Consider the following 19,683-nt stretch of genomic DNA (forward strand, 5'->3'; position numbering starts at 1 on the left):
CTCTCCCCTCGTTAATAGTAAGGCATCAGCATTACAATATGTACGAACGGAAATACGACGATCCAGCTGTCACAGCGATCCAGAATACCGCCATGCCCCGGCAAAAGAGAGCCGGAATCCTTAATGCCGTAAACCCGTTTATAGGCAGATTGTACAAGATCTCCGAGCTGGCCCACAACGGCACAGGAAAGTCCGATAAGCAGCGCTCGCCCGATGGTCAGCAGATCAGGAACACAAATAGCATAGATTAGAGCAATCACGAGAGAGATCAGAACTCCCCCTGCTGCACCCTCCACCGTTTTGTTGGGACTGATTGCAGGCCATAGCTTGTGTTTCCCTAAGCTTTTGCCCACAAAATAAGCTCCGGCATCACTGCCCCAAATGCAGGACAGGAGAAGAAAAGTCCAGAATAAACCCTGTCCGTCCATGGAGGAACGGGTCACGGCCATATAGGAAAATCCCGTTCCTATGTATACGATACCAGTAAAGAGCAGCGCTGTTATTCGAATATCCAGTTTATTCTTAGTAAACACTGTAACCAGCAGGAACAGGAGCAGCAGCAGCCAAATCCCTTGTTCCCAGGCCAACGGGGCATTCAACCCAAGAAGGTCCCAAGGTACCATAAAGAGCAGCACAGCGGCATACCCGGTGAGAGCAGTGCCGCCAAACGCAGAGGTGCCTGTCATTTTTATGAACTCATAGTACCCGATAAGAGCCATTGCCATGAGCAAAAGCTGATAAGGCCAGCCTCCCAAAAAGCACAAACCCAAAAATATAACTCCAGCCACAATGCCGGTAATCAAGCGCTGCTTCAAAGGTCTCCATCTCCCATCAGGCTACTTCAATCCACCATAACGGCGTGTGCGGCGCTGATATTCAGCCACTGCCTCCAGCAAATGCTCCTTGCCAAACTCCGGCCAGTACACATCTGTAAACCACAGCTCACTGTATGCAAGCTGCCATAACATAAAATTACTAAGTCTCATTTCACCGCTGGTGCGGATGAGCAGGTCAGGATCAGGCATTCCTCCAGAGAGCAGCCGGTCATTGATGAGGTCTGTCGTAATGTCCTCCGGCGAGAGTGCACCTGTCTGAATCTCCTGACCCAGACTGCGCATGCAATCTTCTATTTCCTTGCGTCCTCCATAATTGAGGGCAAAATTCAGTATAAGTCCAGTATTCCCATCAGTCCGGGCTACAGCCTCTTCCATAGCTCTACGGGTATAAGAAGGCAACCCATCCGTATCCCCCATTACACGTACCTGGACGTTCTTGGCAATGAGCTCATCGAGTTCAATCGCCAGGAACTCCTCCGGCAAACGCATCAGGAACTCTACTTCTTCCTTGGGCCGTTTCCAGTTTTCCGTCGAGAACGCGTACATCGTTAAATACTTCACACCAAGCTCATCAGCAGCTATAGTGGCACGCTTTACCGCCTTCATTCCATTCTGGTGGCCGACAATGCGCGGCAGTCCGCGCCGTTTGGCCCAGCGCCCGTTTCCGTCCATAATAACAGCCACATGCTGGGGAATGTTATCCGGTGAAATCTCGACTGGTCGCTGCCCGTCTTTACGGCTCAGCCATGCTTGAACCCGTTTGATCATTTCCGTTTCCTCCAAGCTCTTATCAGAAAGAGACAAACCCCACCAATGACGGAGGGGCTTTTAGTCTCATGAATATCTTAAGTAACTTTATACTTCCATAATCTCTTTTTCTTTGGACAAAAGCACTTTGTCGACTTCGGCTATGAATTTATCCGTAGACTTCTGGATATCTTCCTGATGTCCACGGGACTCATCCTCCGAAATACCGTTTTTCTCCATCTTTTTAATATCGTCATTGGCATCACGACGAATGTTGCGGATGGCTACCTTAGCTTCTTCCCCGAACTTTTTGGTGAATTTCACAAGTTCACCACGGCGCTCTTCAGTCAGCGGAGGAATGGAAAGACGGATAATCGTTCCATCGTTGGCAGGTGTCAGCCCCAGATCGGACTTCATGATAGCCCGTTCGATGTCAGACAATGAAGTTTTATCCCATGGCTGAATAATCAATGTCCGGGAATCCGGAGTGCTGATGTTAGCCAATTGGTTGATCGGGGTAGGTGCCCCGTAATATTCAACCTGAATGCGATCAAGCAGCGCTGTTGAAGCACGGCCCGCACGCAAAGTCGACAAATCCCGTTTCAGTGACAAAATCGCTTTTTCCATACGCTCTTCAGCACTTTTCTTAATAGCTTGCGGCATTTAATCTACACTCCCTTTGACAATCGTCCCGATCTTCTCACCGAGGACGACACGTTTGATATTACCTTGTTCCGTAATGGCAAACACAATGAGCGGTATATTATTATCCATGCATAGTGAGGAGGCCGTGGAATCCATGACGCCAAGATTCTTATTCAGCACTTCCATATAAGTAAGTTGTTCATATTTCTCAGCAGTGCTGTCTTTGAAAGGATCCGCAGAATACACGCCATCCACTTTGTTCTTCGCCATCAGAATAACTTCTGCTTCGATTTCGGCAGCCCGAAGTGCAGCAGTGGTATCCGTGGAGAAGAACGGATTGCCCGTACCCGCTGCAAAAATAACCACGCGGCCTTTCTCCAGATGCCGTATCGCACGGCGGCGGATATAAGGCTCGGCAATTTGCTGCATTGAAATCGATGTTTGAACCCGTGTCGGCACGTCAATTTGCTCCAAAGCATCCTGCAATGCGAGCGAATTCATCACCGTCGCCAGCATGCCCATGTAATCCGCAGTGGCACGGTCAATACCGCTTGCACTACCTGCAATCCCGCGCCAAATGTTGCCTCCGCCGCAGACAATGGCAACCTGAACCCCAAGCTCCACGACTTCCTTTACTTGTTCGGCGATGGAAATAATCGTGTCGGCATCAATACCATATCCGTTTTGTCCTGCCAATGACTCTCCGCTAACTTTAAGGACTACTCTCTTAAATACCGGCTGTTCCAATTGTATACCCTCACTTTCTTACAAAAGACGGAACACTACGTGTACGTGTTCCGCTCTTTTGATGCTCGCCTATATTCAGTTCAAACCATGTCAGTGTATTCCTGAAATCTTATTATTGATTAACTTGTGCCATTACTTCTTCTACGAAGTTATCGACTTTTTTCTCAAGACCTTCACCCAGTTCAAAACGGGCAAAACGGCGGATGGAGATATTTTCTCCGATTGTGCTGATCTTTTCGTTAAGCAGTTGGGAGATGGTTTTGTCAGGGTCTTTCACGAAGGATTGCTCAAGCAAGCAGTACTCTTCGTAGAATTTGCTGATGCGGCCTTCAACCATTTTTTCAACGATTTTCTCAGGCTTGCCTTCGTTCAGGGCTTGGGCCTTCAAAATTTCTTTTTCTTTCTCTACTTCTTCTTGCGGCACTTCTTCACGGCGTACATAACGAGGGTTGGCTGCTGCAATTTGCATAGCAATATCACGCGCAAAGTCTTTGAAGGAATCTGTTTTGCCGACGAAGTCAGTTTCACAGTTGATTTCCACAAGAACTCCGATGCGGCCTCCAGCGTGGATGTAGGATTCCACTACGCCTTCAGTAGCAATACGTCCAGCTTTGTTTGCAGCTGCAGACAAGCCTTTTTCACGCAAGAGCTCAGCAGCCTTTGTGATATCGCCGTTAGCTTCTTCAAGCGCTTTTTTACAATCCAGCATCCCTGCGCCTGTTCTTTCACGAAGTTCTTTTACTGCCTTTGCATCTACTGCCATTGTTTATTCCCTCCAAGTAAATTGTCGTTTTCTTACATTATTGAAACCCTTTATCCTAAAAAAAGGGCAGTGAGAGGTTATCCACCTGCCAACCACCCTTTTCATTTAAGTTCTTGTATAATACTGCTTAAGCAGTTGTTGTGTCTTCGCCTTGATGAGCTTCGACAACAGCATCAGCCATTTTACCAGTCAACAGTTTTACAGCGCGAATCGCGTCGTCGTTACCTGGAATTACATAGTCAATTTCATCCGGATCACAGTTAGTATCAACAATTGCAACGATTGGAATACCCAATTTGCGAGCTTCCGCAACAGCGATGCGCTCTTTACGCGGGTCGATGATGAACAGCGCGCTTGGCAGACCTTTCATGTTCTTGATACCGCCCAGGAATTTCTCAAGACGATCTTTCTCTTTGCGGAGAAGGATTACTTCTTTCTTAGGCAGAACTGCGAAGGTACCGTCTTCTTCCCAAGCTTCCAATTTCTTCAGGCGATCAATACGCTTTTGGATAGTTTGGAAGTTAGTCAGTGTACCACCCAGCCAACGTTGGTTAATGAAGAACATACCCGAACGTTCAGCTTCTTCTTTCACGGAATCTTGAGCTTGTTTTTTTGTTCCTACGAACAGGATTGTGCCGTTGTCGCCAGCGACGCTTTTCACAAAATTGTAAGCCTCTTCTACCTTCTTGACCGTTTTTTGCAGGTCAATAATGTAAATTCCGTTTCTTTCAGTGAAGATATAACGATCCATTTTTGGATTCCAACGACGAGTCTGATGACCGAAGTGTACCCCAGCTTCGAGAAGCTGCTTCATGGAGATTACTGCCATCTTCACACACCTCCTAGTTTTGGTTTATTGTGTGTCTCCTCCGCCATGTGTCATCTTCCGGCAAGACTTTCTTCAGAAGAAAGCACCTCTTGTCGAAATCAACCGGCGTGTGTTTTAACACCGTCAATTAATATACCACAATTTAATTGTGGTTGCAACGCTTCATTTCTCAAAAAAAAAGCAGCTGCGGCGGCAGCTACTTCTTGACCGATATTATTTTATCAATAATGGAGTTCAGACTCTCACCTTTTTCGAAACTGTAGTTGCCATATTGAATGATGGTATTAATCTTCCGTGAATAAGCCGCTTTCAAAAAAGCCGCTTTGTCCGCAATGGCTCCGGATTGCTCCAGCAGGTCAGCCGTATCAGCCAAGTTACTGCCGCTTGGGATAGTTACACGGACGATATTGGGAGCTGGAACCCCCTGCGTCTTAGGTGCGGCAGGCGCAGAGGGAGACGCCGCTGCAGGCTTCTCTGCGCTGCCCTTGGCAGGTGCGGAAGGTTTAGCCGGAGCTGACGGTTCGGCAGCGGTCGTTGCGGCAGCCGGAGGTTTCGGCGTGGTGACGGGAGACGGAGCTGTGGTGACAGCAGGACCAGGTGATGTTGTTGCTGTCTGGTTCTTTCCTGTCTGGCCGGGTGCTGTTTCTTCAGGGACGTTGCTGCCCGTCTCTGAAGTGGTCGTAAGTACAGTCCCCGCCTCGTCCGTAACGGTAAGGTTCAGCTGTTTGGCCCCCGCCAGAATCTGCTCCTGAGTGAGCGGAGCAGCCCCGCCGGATATCATAAGCTGAAGCAGCAAAGCCCCAACGATCAGACCACATCCTGCCCCCAGGATAAAGGAGCGATTCTTTCTCATACGGTCTCCTCCTGTTTGGCTAGCTGCAGTATCAACTGCACCTCTCCCCGCTGGAGTCCGGCGGTCTTGGCAATGGAATCGATCGATTTCCCCTGCTCGTGCAGTTCAAACAGGCGCGGATAACGCAGCTTGATGGAACTGACCGGCCTTAAGACAGGCTCGGAAGAATCTGCTTCTGGAGGAACCGGAGCGCTATTCTGCGCCGCCTGTACGGCTGAACGGCTAACTGCCTGCTCGTAAGAAGCTGCTAGCTCCGCTACTTTCTTTTCTTCTGCCAATAAACGGGCTTCAAGCTGGTGTGAATGATTCTTCAATTCAAGCAGCTCAGTGCCAAGTCCTGTCATCTGCTCCTGGATGGTGTTCATATTGGATTGTGCCTGCTGCTTCATGCTGCTGACCAGCTGTACCAGCTCATCATTCTCACGTTCCATATCCGCCATGTACAGCTCAAGTGCTGCCTCGGTTTCTTTCAGTTTTTGATTTCCAGCCTTTTCTTCCCGTGCGCGTGCCGGCAGCATCAAGGCATACACAATAGCGACGGCACCTACCAGCACAATATACAGCCATGGTTGCAAATGCGTTATCTCCTTTTACACAGTATCAAAATTCCTGCTTCACAGGCTCAGATCAATACGGCGCCCTTTAAAAGGGTGCTCCGCATCACGAATGCCCTCGGGCTTGTGGCGTCTTTCCGAAGCGTTGTCGCTCCCCCCGTGTTCACCGCGTCCGCCATCATCACGCAGTGCGGCCTCGGAGGGATCATCGACCTCTGTACTTCGCTGAGCCAGTTCCTGGCTTTGTTTGACGTTCTGCCCGGCCAGCTGCTGCTGATCCAGTGCAGGGCGCTGTTGAAGTTCGTTATGAATTTTCCCCGCTTCCATTGTACGGGGGACGGCGATCTGCAATTCCACAGAGTTCAAGCTCATAGGCTACCCTCTCTTCTCACAAATAATGACGGGTCGCTGTGACACAGCCCGCCTGATTAATTGTACGGAGTTAAAGATATATCGCCTTCATTGTAGCTGAATACGACCCGTTCGGTGGCATCTTTTACAAAACGAGTGTATCTGCCAATCATAATCTTCGAACCACCGTAGATCGTCTTGATAATTTCTACTCTCGCTCTTCCCGTATCCTCAAGCATCTTTTCAATTTCCAGCACCCTTGATTTGATTCTCGCTTCTTCACGCTGCTGTGACTGCTTCGTAGCATTCAGCTTGACGCGAAGGGCCACTTTGTCAGGTGAAAGTTGGCCGCTGTTAGCCAGTTGATTGAGTAAATACAAGGCTTTGGTAGTCTTGTCCTCATTTTCCAGCAATTGTTTAAGCTCTTGCCGCAGTTCATTAATCTCGTTTCTCAGTTCAGGAAGAACACCAACTTCAATCGAGGTTGCGGTGGACATTGAATTCCCGATGGTTCGGGCAACTACTCGGTCCCCTGCCTGAATACTGCCTCCGACGATCAATCCCTTGGTGCCGTTGCAGAGCACATCCTGCCCGGCTCTTATATTGGAATGCATAATGCTTTGAGAGACGATAACATCTTCACCGGCCACTACGTTTCCGTCTTGTATGAAGGACACTTTAACATTTTTCCCAGCGATAACATGGCCTTTATTGTAGCCGATAATACCTCCGGTGATTTCGATGGAACCGCCTGCAATTAACTCGGCACCTTCAATTCCGCCTACAACCCGAATATCGCCTGCCGATTTCACGGTAAAGCCGGTGAGCACATTTCCTCTAATAACCACCGTCCCTACAAAATCTATATTTCCCGTACTGTAATCGACGTCTCCGTTGACCTCATACACCGGAAATACATTGATTTTGCCCTTGTCGGTAAGGGTGACCAATCCGTCGATCGCAGCATACATGGACGTCTCCGAATTATCCACCACAACGTTTTTACCCACCTTGAAATGTGCGGTTTTTCCAGGCTTGAAGACAAGCTCCTCACCGGTTACTGTTTTGCCAGATTTTCCAGGCTGCGGAGGAATGATGGTCGCAATCAACTGGCCTTTGCGGACATTGTGCAGTCTGACCAGATCCTTGTAGTCCACTTTGCCGTCGGCTTTTTCCAGCGGTTTGCGGTCTTCCTCCAGATCTACAGTCAGCACGACCCGACCATCGGTACCGTTTACAGCAGGTTCACCCATAGCAATTGGAACACGGTTAAAAAAATATTCCTCCGGATTGCTGCTGATACGACGGACGATATCCCGCTGAATACCATAACGAACCTCATTGCTGTGTAAAAAAGCTTCCAAGTCTTCAATCGAACAGGTGAATTCTTCATCTTTTTTGGAAAACTGTAGGTATGCAGTTCCCTTGTCTGCCGAAAATGTGATGTTCAAGTATTGATTCAAAGCATAATGTCCAATCATTTTATGCCTCCCTTGTCCGCCCGGTTAATCGTTTTGCATAAGGAGATCCCGGTTTTTCTCCAATGTTCCTCTAAGCCTTAATATAGCTTTGGAATGAAGCTGCGAAATCCGAGAAGGGGAAAGTGACATCACCTCTGCGATTTCGCTGAGAGATAAATCTTCATAATATAATAGGGACACTACGGTCCGTTCTTTCACCGTTAATTTCTCGATACCTTTGGTGAGAGTATCTCGCAAATAAAATTCATTGACCTTGCGGTCCGGATTCTTGGCTTTATCATCAACCAGGATGGACATTCGGGTCTCTGATTCTTCTTCCCGGATCGGATCTTCCAGTGAGCAAAGCGACATTACTGCCACATCCTGCAGCATATTCTGAAACTCCGGCTCACTGATATTCAGATAACGGCTCATTTCCTCGTCACTGACAGACCGTAAATATTTCTGTTCTAATTGCTGGTAAGCATCCTCTATCCTTTTTGCCTTTTCACGCACTGACCTGGGAACCCAGTCACTCTGCCGCAATGAATCAAGAATGGCACCACGGACCCGCCAAGAGGCATAGGTCTGAAACTGCAAGCCGCGTTTGTAGTCAAATTTCTCAATGGCATCAATCAAACCCATAACACCGTTGCTGGCCAAATCATCTTTGGACACATTTTTGGGCAACCCCACAGCCAAACGACTGGAAACGTAATCTACAATATGGAGATAACTCTCTATCAGCCTCTTTTTGGCTTCGGGATCACCTTGTTCTTTCCACCGTTCCCAGAGTTCATCCGTTTCCGATTGAGCAGCTTTACGCTCGTTCAATAGCTTTCACCCTTCCCAAAGTTTAGTCAGCGGGCCTACTGCTGCGAAACGTTCAGAGGGAGCAGGATAACCTGTTCCGCCACTAGGCACTCGCTTATTCTTCTTTCAGGTGACGAACGGCCTTGGCCAATTCTTCAGGATCCTTCATTGAAACCAGCTTGGGCGGCTGAAGCGGCGTAAATCCCTCACTGTTCCTTTCTTCAGGCGCCGGTTTCGGTTTCAGGAGATTTCTTAGTTCATCATCCTCATCAGGGGTACTGATATCCAGCTTTACACCAAGTGCTTCCCCACCCTCTTCGGGGTTATCATCCACGGCTTCCGGGGAAGCCGATGATTTAGTAATAAAACCCAATACCCATCTCAAGAGGAAAGCAAGCACAAACCAGACAACAAATCCAAATAACCCGCGTATGATACTGGTTTGAAGTAAATTATTCCCATAGGTTGTAATAAAGGTGAAGAAGAAGCCGACCAATCCGAATATTAAATTTATCAATAGGTTTCCTGTCATAATTATAATTCCTTATTGCCTTTTTGCACACTGCGGATAAACAATATTCCGCTGGCACAGGCGATTTCTATCGTACGGCCATAATTGCCGCCTGTATCTTCCGCAATCAATGGAATATTTAAAGATTCAAGAGCAAGCTTGCAGGATTCCACATTACGAGGCCCGATCCTCATTGTATCGTTCCCCCCGGCAAAAGCGAACATTTGAGAGCCTCCGGCCATTTTGGCCACGATCCGGCTGCGGACCGCTCCAAGCGCAAGCAATCGGGTCAAAAGCTCCGGTACCGCGGTATCTGCAAACTTCGCTATATTAAGTTGTCCATCACGGGCGATCTCGGATGACGGCAGCATGACATGGGCCATGCCTGCAAGCTTTTTTCCCGGATCAAACAACGTTAATCCCACACAGGAACCCAGACCTGTAGTACGGATCATACTGTGCTCGCTCCCCACGTTGAGGTCTGCCATTCCTACCTTGATAATGCTCTGCTCTTCAATCATTTTCAAACGGCACTCCTAGTGATTGGAAGATTTTCGGGAATGATTCCGGATCGGGTATGAGAAAGAACTGCCCTTCAATTTCGTTCTTCCCTTCCATAAACGTCGTATCAATCAGCAATGCATCATCCCCCATCTGACCAAACTGCAGCAGCCCGTAGCTCAGAATCGCGCCTGCCATATCCATAGCCAGTGCCGGAACAGTCGGATACATCGAGAGGGAGGTGAAATCTGCCAATGAAGACAAATAGGAACCTGCCAGGATATTGCCGATTTCGCTTAATGCGGAAAGCTCCATTTCGCTGAGCTCACTGTTGCCCGACAATTCAATACCCGCGACACGGCCCAGCAAGCTCATTGCCGCCTCCGGAGTGAGGATGAAGAACAGGTTACCGGGCGCTTCACCTTCCACCCGCAGGAATACCGCGTATACGAATTCCTCGGCACCCCCAACTTTTTCCGTAATTTCTTCAAAAGAAAGCAATTGTACTTTGGGAACCGCCATGTCAATTGGTTTGTTCAGCAATTGCGACAACGCTGTGGCTGCGTTGCCGGCGCCAATATTCCCCACTTCCTTGAGAACGTCCATTTTGAAATCCTTGAAATTCTTGAATAGTTCCACAGGTTAGCCCTCTAGGCTTTCTAATTGAATGATCTCGCCCTTGTTCAGCACTTCCGACAAGTTAAGCATAATCAGCAGACGGTCTTCTCCGATCTTGGCCACTCCATCTAAGTATTTAGCTCTGATTCCCCCAACAACATCCGGTGGCGTATCAATAGAATCCCTATTCAAATCAATGACATCATTCGCAGAGTCAACGATGAACCCCACTTCCATTTCATTGACATTTACGATAATGATGCGGGTCTGATCGGTATGTTCCGCCTCATCAATGCCAAAACGTCCGCGCAGATCAATTACAGGGATAACAACCCCCCGAAGATTGATGACCCCTTTGATAAAAGCGTAGGTTTTGGGTACGCGGGTAATCGGCATCATACGCTCAATCGTTTGTACCTTATCTACCTCAATCCCGTATTCCTCTGCGCCTAATTTGAACACTATCACTTTAATATCTTCAGCCATGGAATGAACCTCCCTGTTCTATCCTAGTTATTTAATAAAAGCGTTCGGATCAATAATGAGTGCAACCTGTCCGTCGCCGAGAATGGTTGCCCCGGATATTCCCTGAACCTCAGGCAAATATTTGCCCAAATTCTTGATGACGATTTCGTTCTGGCCAATAAAATCCTGAACCGCCAAAGCAACCAGCCGTTCGCCCTTGCGGACCACGACAATTTCCGTCTCTTCTTCCGTGCTTTCATCGTAATCGGGAACGGAGAACAGCTTACTCAGTGAGAGCAGCGGAATATGTGCGTTGCGGAACTCGATCATCTTATTGCCATGAATTGTCCGGATTTGATTTTGTTTCACAATTCCTGTCTCCACAATGGAGGACAATGGAATCGCATATTTTTCCGAACCGATCCGAACCAGCATAGCGGCGATAATAGACAACGTAAGCGGAAGCTGTACCGAGAAATTAGTGCCTTTGCCCGGTGTGGAGTAGATGGTAACGTTCCCGCCAAGAGAAGTTATTTTCGCTTTTACGACATCCAGCCCTACCCCGCGGCCGGATACATCAGAGATGACTTCTGCAGTACTGAACCCGGGTGCGAACAACAATTGATGAGCTTCTTCATCGGACATCCCGGCCGCCTGCTCGGAGGTAATCACGCCTTTTTTGACCGCTGACTGCAGTACCTTCTCTGAATTAATACCTACCCCGTCTTCCTCAATCTCGATAAAGACATGGTTCCCGCTGTGAAAAGCCCGCAAATACACCGTGCCCATCTCCGGTTTGCCGGCGGCAATCCGGTCTGGAATCGATTCAATACCATGGTCAACTGCGTTGCGCAGCAAATGCACCAGAGGATCTCCGATTTCATCAATAACGGTACGGTCCATTTCAGTTTCAGCACCGGTAACTACCAGATCGACTTTTTTGTCCAGTGATTTGGCGAGGTCGCGAATCATCCGCGGGAAGCGGTTGAATACAGTATCTACAGGAACCATCCGCAGCTTCATTACGATATTCTGCAGATCCCCGCTGACCCGGCTCATGTGTTCAACGGTCTCCGTAAGATCCCCGTTCTGCACCTCGGAAGCAAGCTGCTCAAGGCGGACCCGGTCAATAAGCAATTCGCTGAACAGATTCATCAGTACATCAAGCCGCTCAATATCCACACGAATGGTTCTTGAAGGCGCCCCGCCGGTTCTCGCTGGAGCTGCACTTGCTTTGGGGGCCTCGGCCGGAGCAGCAGCCTTTGCGGCAACAGAAACCGCGGAAGCTGCTGCCTCCGGAGCCTCTGGAGGCGCTTCAGCAGTCGCAGCAACCGTATCCTGGCCCAATTGCTTCAGCGATTCCTGATCAAGGGCAACTGCAGAAACCTTCTCGATCTCCGACAAATTCATAATCATTGCCTGTATTTCGGAAGCTTCCTTTTGGGTTATGTAGTAGAGGGAGAACCCGTAATCGAATTTCTCCTGTTCTATGTCCTGCACCGAAGGGAAGGATTTCACTACTTCACCGGAACGCTCCAGAAGGTCAAATACCATGTATGCACGAACAGCTTTCAGTTGACAATCCTTGCGGATTGCAACGTCCACATACATGACTTGATGGCCTTCCAGAATGGACTGCTCCAGTACGGAGAATTGAAATTCGTCCAATAAGATGGGAGCATCGCCCGCAGCAACAGGAGCTTCACTGGCCGCTGCAGCTGTACCTGCAGATGGAACCTCACCGCGAACAATAGCCTGGAGAGCAGATACAATAGCGGATACATCCGCTTTCCCGTCGCCGCCGGCCGTGATATCCTGAACCATGGATTCAAGGGCATCCAGACTTTTGAATAAGGTGTCAAAAATAAAATCCTGCATCCGCAGCTTATTGTTGCGGACCAAATCCAGAACATTTTCCATTTGATGTGTAAGTGAAGCCAAATCTTCAAAGCCCATCGTAGCCGCCATACCCTTTAAGGTATGCGCTGACCGGAAAATGACCTGAACGATACTAATATCCTCAGGATTTGCTTCCAGCCCCATCATACTTTCGTTCAATGATTGCAGATGATCATTTGACTCATCAATAAACATGGATAAATATTGATTCATGTCCACTAACGAGCACCTCCCCTTCGAGTTCGCTTTTCCGTTATTTAACGGCTTGTACCAGCCTTGGAGCAATTTCTTGCAGCGGCAGAACATATCTGACGCACTGCAATTCCACCGCAGAACGCGGCATCCCGTATACCACACAGGTCTCTTCGCTCTCGGCAAAGGTGGATGTAACTCCTGAGTCATATAGAGCCTTCATCATTCTGGCACCGTCGCTGCCCATTCCGGTCATGAGCACTGCATGACGTTCGAGCGTTGTCAGAGCCAGCAGGGATTCAAATAAAACATCCACAGAAGGCCGATGACCATTACGCGCATCTTCCTTCGTGAGAACCACTGCATATTCGCCGCCAGGCGCCGGAGCCACTTTCATGTGATAACCTCCCGGAGCGATGTAAGCCGCTCCCTTCCGCAAGATCATTCCTTGCTCCGCTTCCGTAACTTCAAGCGGACTGAACGTATTCAGCCGCTGCGCCAAGGATTTGGTGAAATTGGGCGGCATATGCTGCACAATCACAACCGGTGCCGGAAAATCAGCCGGTATGTTCTCAAGCAATGATTTAAGTGCCCGCGGACCCCCTGTTGAGCAGCCAACGGCAACCAGCTTGCGGAGTGCTTTGGTGCCGGACTTTACATCTGGCGGTAATGCTGGTGGCCCGGCAGGGTTTTGGCCCGAAGGCTCCGGCAGATGCTGCGCAGCTGGAAAAGTAGTCATTCGCTGTACTTTGGACCGGTTGTCCATCCGGTCCGCCACAGGGGTAGGCGGCTTCACCTTTTTGGTTAGTGAACCGCTACCTTCGGCTGGCTCTGACCGCGCAGCTCTGGCTGTTTCATTTGTGAGAGTAGATTTTGGCGCTGGAACACGCTGGCCTGCCTGATTGCCCGGCAGACCCCCGGCTGTCTTCTTCGGTAGCTCAGGAATCTTCCTAACGGGCGGTGCAGCTGGTTTGACAGCCGCAGCAGGCGGCGGTGCAGCTTCCACAGATGGCTGTGGGGTTTTATCCGAGAAGGCTCTGGCTTCACGCTGTCTGCGGGCCAGCATGGCTTCACGCATTTGCTCTTTAAGTGACTGTCCAACAAGCGTGATATCCTGGGAATTGGAGATCGACGGTTTGCGGATAAAGTCAAAGGCACCCCATTCGAGAGCCTTAATGGTTTCCTTCATGCCTTCTTCATTAATCCCCGACAGCATAATGACCGGCAAGGGCTGTGAGGCCATTATTATTTTCAGCGCTTCCAGGCCATTCATTTCCGGCATTTCCACATCCATAGTCACCAAATCCGGGCGAAGCTCGTTCACTTTCTCTATTGCCTCACGTCCGTTAGCGGCCGTTGCCGTTACCTGAAAGTCAGCGTCTTTTTCTACCAAATCGGAAATGATCTTGCGCATAAATGCAGAATCATCAACAACCAAAACTTTATATGGCTTCATATCATTTCCACCTCTGTTCTCAAAATTTAAGAACAATTATTTGTTTCGCTTCAACCATTTATTGATAAAGCCTTTAATCCCCTGTTTCTTTTCCAGCTGCCGCGAGCCGCTGTCCAGATAATGCATAGCCAGACGCTGCACGTCTTTTGAAGCCGTGCTGTTCGGGTACGCCAGTGAAAACGGAGTTTGTTTTTTTACAGCCTGTACCACATGGGCATCGCTGCTTATATAACCCAAAAAGGGTATATCCAATTGTAAAAACCGGGTGGCAGCCATCCGAATTTTGTCGCTGGTGAGAGAGGCTTCCCTTTCATCACCTGCCTGGTTAACAATCAGTCTAAAAGGCACCTCGGGATGGGAGTTATGCACGACCTTCATTAAAGCATAGGCATCCGTAATTGCGGTGGGCTCGGGTGTTGTGACCACAAAGCATTCATCCGCCGAGGTTATAAATTTCAACGTTTCTTTGGAGATGCCTGCTCCTGTATCAAAGAGAATGAAATCCATCGTATCCGCAATTTGTCCAATTTGAGCCGTAAAATAATTCAAGTCTGCTTCCGATAGTGAAAACAGCTCATCCATTCCTGAACCGCCGGCGATAAAAGGCAGCGAACCCGGGCCTATATGAATAACCTGGTCGATATCCGCTTCTCTTTTTAACAAGTGGTACAGATTATATCGGGCGGAAACTCCCATAAGCACATCAATATTGGCCATACCGATATCGGCATCGAACAATAGTACTTTTTTGCCCATCGACTTCAGGGTAAGTGCAAAATTCAGCGTAAAGTTTGATTTGCCTACGCCTCCCTTGCCGCTGCATACGGTAATGATACGGGCAGAGCCTTCGCCTCCGGGAGTGCGTTTCGGGTCTTGGCTGGAAACAAGCTGTCTAAGCGATTGAGCCTGATCCATCAGGACCCTCCTGTTCCCAGAAGCAGCCCGGTCAGCTGTTCTTTGGAGGCCATCTTTAAATCATCCGGAACATTCTGGCCGTCAGTCAGATAAGATAAGGTAAGCGGGAAATCATTTAGAACATTAAACAGCGGACCGTAACTTCCGGTCTCATCCAGCTTGGTAAAAATCACCTTATCCAGCTGGTACCTGCCGAAATGCTCCGCTATCATCTTCATGTCACGGCTTTTTGAGGTTAGGCTGAGCACCAGATAGGTTTCACTGCGAAGCTCCTTGGACAGCAGACTCTGCAATTCCGCCACCAGCATTTCATTCCGGAAATTTCTTCCGGCTGTATCCATAAGTACCAGGTCACAGCTGTCCAGACGGAACAGCGCACGCTGCAAATCTCCAGGAGATTGCACAACCTCAAGCGGAATATTCAGGATTGCCGCATACGTGCGGAGCTGCTCCACTGCCGAAATCCGGTAGGTGTCGGAGGTAATCAAGCCAACTTTGCGTCCGTGCTTGAACAGCTGTTCCGCTGCCAGCTTGGCGATAGTTGTGGTCTTGCCGACCCCGGTAGGTCCGGCAATATAGACAATCTGGGTATCTTGCGCAATACCCTGTCCTATCCGGCCGGCCAGAAAACCTTCTACCTGCTCCAGAAGGCTATCCAAGAACTGATCCGTTCCCCAAGCCCGTCCTTCATCACTCCAACGCTCAAAAATAGTACCGATCCACTCTTCTACCAGTATCGTATCCAACTCTTGCTCCATCAAACGATCTTTAAATTGCTGAAGCACTTCCGGCAGGTCTCTTGCCCCTGTAGAATGTCTGGCGATACGCTCCATCCATTGCTTCATATCCCTGATCTCTCGCAAAACATCACTTTCAGCTGCGGGAGGAGGAACGGATTCAGACCCAAGCGTTTCGTACCTCTCGGCGATGGAGACTACGCTTTCTTTTGTCAAGGGCGGCAGATTGAGCTCTGCTTTCTCTCTTCCTTCAGGAGGAGCTTCACTCTGAGCAGGCGCTGCCCCTTGCAGCATCCCCGAATCCGTCAGCGCTGCTGCAATCTCAGCAAAAGAACGGGTATCAGCAGGTTTCTCCGGGGCTGGAGAAGCGGCGGCTGCAGCCTTTTGATATGCCTGTGGAACCGCACTGCGCGGAATGCTAAAGGACGGTGCAGTCCTCTTCTCCGCTTCAGCCGGCTTCTGCTCTTTTTCGACCGCAGCAACAACTTCGATTTTTTTCTTTTGGAACATACCCATGAATCCGCCGACTTTAACTTCTTTGGTGCTTAAAATGACTGCGTCGCTTCCAAGCTCGCTGCGGATGGAATGCATGGCGTCCGGCATCGTATCGACAACGTAACGCTTCACTCTCATAGATTCACCACTCCAACGCTTTGAATTTCAATATTCGGTTCCAGTTCACTGTAGGACAACACCGGTATATCCTGCATGGTCCGCTCAATGACTTGGCGCAGATACATGCGGATGGTTGGTGAAGTCAGCAGAATGGGCTGCTGCCCGGACTGCAGCAAACGGTTAATCTGCTCGGTGAGCCGTTGGTATACTGTCTGCGTAGACACCGGATCAAGCGCCAGATAACTTCCTTGCTCCGATTGTTGTACACTTTCAGAGATTTTCTTTTCCAGTGAAGGACCCACAGTAATAACCCGCAGCGTCTCTCCGGCTTGCGAGAATTGCTGGGTAATCTGTCTGGACAAGGATTGCCTTACATATTCGGTAAGAATGTCGGGATCTTTGGTGTAGGTTCCATAATCGGCAAGCGTTTCGAATATAGTGACCAGATCCCGGATGGATATTTTCTCCCGCAGCAGCTTGCCGAGCACTTTTTGAACATCTCCGACCGCCAGTACGGAAGGGATCAGTTCGTCGACCAGAACAGGGTAATTCTCCCGAAGATTGTCGATAAGCATCTTGGTTTCCTGACGTCCCAGCAATTCATGTCCATACCGTTTGATCAATTCGGTCAAATGTGTAGCTACAACAGAAGGCGGATCGACAACGGTATAGCCCGATAACTCAGCCCGTTCCTTAACAGATTCATCAATCCACAAGGCAGGAAGTCCAAAAGATGGTTCCACAGTCTCAATTCCGTTGATGGAATCATCATCATAGCCGGGACTCATGGCCAGGTAGTGATTAAGTAATAATTCACCACCGCCGACGTTATTCCCTTTAATTTTGATGACATATTCATTCGGTTTTAGTTGAATATTGTCGCGAATTCGGATAACAGGGACAACAAGTCCCATCTCCAGGGCACATTGGCGCCGGATCATGATGATGCGGTCCAGTAAATCGCCACCCTGACCCGTATCTGCGAGTGGAATAAGACCGTAACCGAATTCAAATTCGATGGGATCAACCGACAACAGATTGATGACACTTTCCGGACTGCGCACCTCTTCAATCTGTTTCTCTTCTACAAGCTGTTCCTCGGCAATCTGCTTGCGGTTCATGTTTTGTCCCATACTGTAGGCGGCATAGGCCAGCAGACCTGCCAGAGGAAGTGTAGTAATCGCATGAATCGGTGTGAAAAGTCCCAGCATCGCTACAGTAGCTGCAACAATGTATAACAGCTTGGGATACGACATTAACTGCCCTGTCAAATCCTCTGCAAGGTTCCCTTCAGAGGAAGCCCGGGTAACGATCAGACCTGCAGCTGTAGAGATAAGCAGAGCAGGAATTTGGCTGACCAGACCATCCCCGATGGTTAGAATCGAATAGGTAGAAAGTGCATCCGCAAACTCCATGCTGTGAACTACCATACCGATAATAAACCCACCGATCAGGTTAATCAGCAGGATGATGATACTGGCAATGGCATCCCCCTTTACAAACTTACTGGCACCATCCATTGCTCCAAAAAAGTCCGCTTCCCGCTCCACGCTGCGGCGGCGCTCCCGGGCCTGCTGCTCGTTGATCATGCCCGCATTCAAATCAGCATCAATACTCATCTGCTTACCGGGCATTGCGTCTAGAGTAAATCTCGCTCCCACTTCCGCTACCCGCTCCGAGCCCTTGGTGATAACAATAAACTGGACCACGACCAGAATCAGAAAGACGATAAAGCCGATCGCGATTTCCCCGCCGGCTACCCAGCTTCCGAAAGTGGCAACTACCGAACCCGCTTCCCCGTCTGAAAGAATCAGTTTGGTGGTAGAGATGTTCAACGCCAATCGAAACAAGGTCGTAATCAATAACAGTGACGGAAATATCGAGAACTGCAGTGCATCCTTTGTATTCATAGCCACCAGAATAATTGTCAACGCCAAAGCAATGTTAACAACGAGCAAAATATCCAACAGCCATGACGGGATAGGCAGAATCATCATAAGCACAATACCGATGATACCGATTAATACTGTTAAATCTTTAGCTTTCAAATGTCCCGAACCTCCCCGTCTTATCTCCTCTTACCTTTGAGCTTATATACATATGCCAGCACCTCGGCGACAGCCTGGAACAGATCAGCCGGTACCACATCGCCGATTTCTGCCCTTTGAAACAGCGCCCGTGCCAGCGGTTTGTTTTCCATAGTTATAACGCCATGCTCTTTAGCAAGCGCTCTGATTCGGAGGGCTACATGGTCTTGACCCTTCGCGATAATTTCAGGCGCATCCATTTTAGAGCCGTCATATTTCAGCGCGACCGCAAAGTGAGTCGGGTTCGTGATAATAACGTCTGCATTAGGAACTTCCTGCATCATTCTCTGCATAGCCATTCTGCGCTGGCGTTCTCTGATCTTGCCTTTAATTAGAGGGTCACCCTCCATTTTTTTATACTCGTCTTTAATGTCTTGCTTTGACATTTTCAAGCTCTTCTCATGCTCATATTTCTGATAATAATAATCAAATATTGCCAGTATAATTAATGCGACAGCAATTTTCATCCCTAGACTCATGGTTAAATCGGCAGCAAACTGATAAACCCCTTCAACACTGGAATGAGATAAGGAAGAAAAACTTTTCCTCTCTCCCCAAAGTGTCGAATAAACCAGATAACCGATTAGAAGCAATTTGAAGATAGATTTCAAAAACTCTACAAATGACCTCATAGAAAAAATATTTTTCAAACCTTTAATTGGATCGAGTTTACTGAACTTGGGCATCAGTCCCTCTCCGGTAGTCATAAAACCAACTTGAAACACATTGATGATCACCGCAATAACAAAAGTAATCGCAAATAAAGGAACTAGCAAAATCAAGATTTGTAGGCCATACTGGCTAAAAAGCTGCATTACATTCTCAGATGTGACTTCCATCATCATGCGATTCTGAAATACGTCCATATAAAGTACAATAAATCGTTCCTTCATATATCCACCGAACATCATCAAACTAAGCATCGCCGACAACAGCACCGTAGCTCCTGACAATTCGGCACTTTTAGCCACTTGACCCTTTTTACGTGCCTCCTGTCGCTTTTTAGGAGTGGCTTTTTCTGTTTTTTCACCTGCAAAATGTTGTAGGTCGAGCCTGTAACGCTTCGCTTGTAGCATAATACGCACTCCC

21 protein-coding genes are annotated in these 19,683 nt (G+C 48.7%); all 21 read right to left on the reverse strand.

What is annotated here, in order from left to right:
• Positions 1–11: 11 nt before the first annotated feature.
• The gene (locus tag IEY53_RS12905) at positions 12–815 is read right to left on the reverse strand and encodes a phosphatidate cytidylyltransferase (RefSeq protein ID WP_189025462.1); all 804 of its coding nucleotides are present in this window, start codon (positions 813–815) and stop codon (positions 12–14) included.
• Positions 816–836: 21 nt separating this feature from the next.
• Positions 837–1,604 (reverse strand): undecaprenyl pyrophosphate synthase, encoded by a 768-nt coding sequence (gene uppS, locus IEY53_RS12910; protein WP_189025464.1) that lies wholly within the window; start codon positions 1,602–1,604, stop codon positions 837–839.
• Between the two features lie 87 nt (positions 1,605–1,691).
• Positions 1,692–2,246: a ribosome recycling factor gene (frr, locus tag IEY53_RS12915; RefSeq protein WP_189025466.1), complete on the reverse strand. Its 555-nt coding sequence runs from the start codon at positions 2,244–2,246 to the stop codon at positions 1,692–1,694.
• On the reverse strand, positions 2,247–2,975 hold the full coding sequence (pyrH, locus tag IEY53_RS12920; RefSeq protein ID WP_025705355.1) for a UMP kinase: 729 nt from the start codon (positions 2,973–2,975) through the stop codon (positions 2,247–2,249).
• A gap of 112 nt (positions 2,976–3,087) precedes the next feature.
• The gene (gene tsf, locus IEY53_RS12925) at positions 3,088–3,738 is read right to left on the reverse strand and encodes a translation elongation factor Ts (RefSeq protein WP_189025468.1); all 651 of its coding nucleotides are present in this window, start codon (positions 3,736–3,738) and stop codon (positions 3,088–3,090) included.
• Between the two features lie 127 nt (positions 3,739–3,865).
• Entirely contained in the window at positions 3,866–4,567 is a 702-nt protein-coding gene (rpsB, locus tag IEY53_RS12930; protein ID WP_036692565.1) for a 30S ribosomal protein S2, read from the reverse strand.
• Positions 4,568–4,763: 196 nt separating this feature from the next.
• Positions 4,764–5,420: an endolytic transglycosylase MltG gene (locus tag IEY53_RS12935; RefSeq protein WP_189025470.1), complete on the reverse strand. Its 657-nt coding sequence runs from the start codon at positions 5,418–5,420 to the stop codon at positions 4,764–4,766.
• Positions 5,417–5,995: a hypothetical protein gene (locus IEY53_RS12940; RefSeq protein WP_189025472.1), complete on the reverse strand. Its 579-nt coding sequence runs from the start codon at positions 5,993–5,995 to the stop codon at positions 5,417–5,419. Before IEY53_RS12940 ends, IEY53_RS12935 begins: the two co-directional genes overlap by 4 nt.
• Positions 5,996–6,034: 39 nt before the next feature.
• On the reverse strand, positions 6,035–6,346 hold the full coding sequence (locus IEY53_RS12945; protein ID WP_189025474.1) for a hypothetical protein: 312 nt from the start codon (positions 6,344–6,346) through the stop codon (positions 6,035–6,037).
• A gap of 56 nt (positions 6,347–6,402) precedes the next feature.
• On the reverse strand, positions 6,403–7,806 hold the full coding sequence (locus IEY53_RS12950; RefSeq protein WP_189025476.1) for a flagellar assembly protein A: 1,404 nt from the start codon (positions 7,804–7,806) through the stop codon (positions 6,403–6,405).
• Between the two features lie 24 nt (positions 7,807–7,830).
• Complete coding sequence (locus IEY53_RS12955) at positions 7,831–8,619, reverse strand: FliA/WhiG family RNA polymerase sigma factor (protein WP_189025478.1); 789 nt, start codon at positions 8,617–8,619, stop codon at positions 7,831–7,833.
• A gap of 94 nt (positions 8,620–8,713) precedes the next feature.
• A complete protein-coding gene (locus IEY53_RS12960; RefSeq protein ID WP_229696125.1) occupies positions 8,714–9,115 on the reverse strand; it encodes a hypothetical protein in 402 nt (133 codons plus the stop codon).
• Positions 9,116–9,132: 17 nt separating this feature from the next.
• A complete protein-coding gene (locus tag IEY53_RS12965; protein WP_189025673.1) occupies positions 9,133–9,630 on the reverse strand; it encodes a chemotaxis protein CheD in 498 nt (165 codons plus the stop codon).
• A complete protein-coding gene (locus tag IEY53_RS12970) occupies positions 9,623–10,216 on the reverse strand; it encodes a chemotaxis protein CheC (RefSeq protein WP_373293853.1) in 594 nt (197 codons plus the stop codon). Before IEY53_RS12970 ends, IEY53_RS12965 begins: the two co-directional genes overlap by 8 nt.
• A gap of 36 nt (positions 10,217–10,252) precedes the next feature.
• Positions 10,253–10,714 carry a chemotaxis protein CheW gene (locus tag IEY53_RS12975; protein ID WP_189025482.1) on the reverse strand — a complete coding sequence of 154 codons (462 nt, stop codon included), beginning with the start codon at positions 10,712–10,714 and terminating at the stop codon, positions 10,253–10,255.
• Between the two features lie 27 nt (positions 10,715–10,741).
• A complete protein-coding gene (locus IEY53_RS12980; protein WP_189025484.1) occupies positions 10,742–12,811 on the reverse strand; it encodes a chemotaxis protein CheA in 2,070 nt (689 codons plus the stop codon).
• 34 nt (positions 12,812–12,845) lie between these two features.
• A complete protein-coding gene (locus tag IEY53_RS12985; protein ID WP_189025486.1) occupies positions 12,846–14,240 on the reverse strand; it encodes a protein-glutamate methylesterase/protein-glutamine glutaminase in 1,395 nt (464 codons plus the stop codon).
• A gap of 36 nt (positions 14,241–14,276) precedes the next feature.
• Positions 14,277–15,158, reverse strand: coding sequence for a MinD/ParA family protein (locus IEY53_RS12990; protein ID WP_189025674.1), 882 nt, complete (start codon positions 15,156–15,158; stop codon positions 14,277–14,279).
• Positions 15,155–16,525, reverse strand: coding sequence for a flagellar biosynthesis GTPase FlhF (flhF, locus tag IEY53_RS12995; protein WP_189025488.1), 1,371 nt, complete (start codon positions 16,523–16,525; stop codon positions 15,155–15,157). The genes IEY53_RS12990 and flhF overlap by 4 nt, the downstream gene beginning before the upstream one ends.
• A complete protein-coding gene (gene flhA, locus IEY53_RS13000) occupies positions 16,522–18,555 on the reverse strand; it encodes a flagellar biosynthesis protein FlhA (RefSeq protein ID WP_189025490.1) in 2,034 nt (677 codons plus the stop codon). Before flhA ends, flhF begins: the two co-directional genes overlap by 4 nt.
• A 20-nt stretch (positions 18,556–18,575) precedes the next feature.
• The gene (gene flhB, locus IEY53_RS13005; RefSeq protein WP_189025492.1) at positions 18,576–19,670 is read right to left on the reverse strand and encodes a flagellar biosynthesis protein FlhB; all 1,095 of its coding nucleotides are present in this window, start codon (positions 19,668–19,670) and stop codon (positions 18,576–18,578) included.
• Positions 19,671–19,683 lie beyond the last annotated feature (13 nt).

The organism is Paenibacillus albidus, assembly GCF_014644435.1.
Taxonomy (GTDB): Bacteria; Bacillota; Bacilli; order Paenibacillales; family Paenibacillaceae; genus Paenibacillus_AQ; species Paenibacillus_AQ albidus.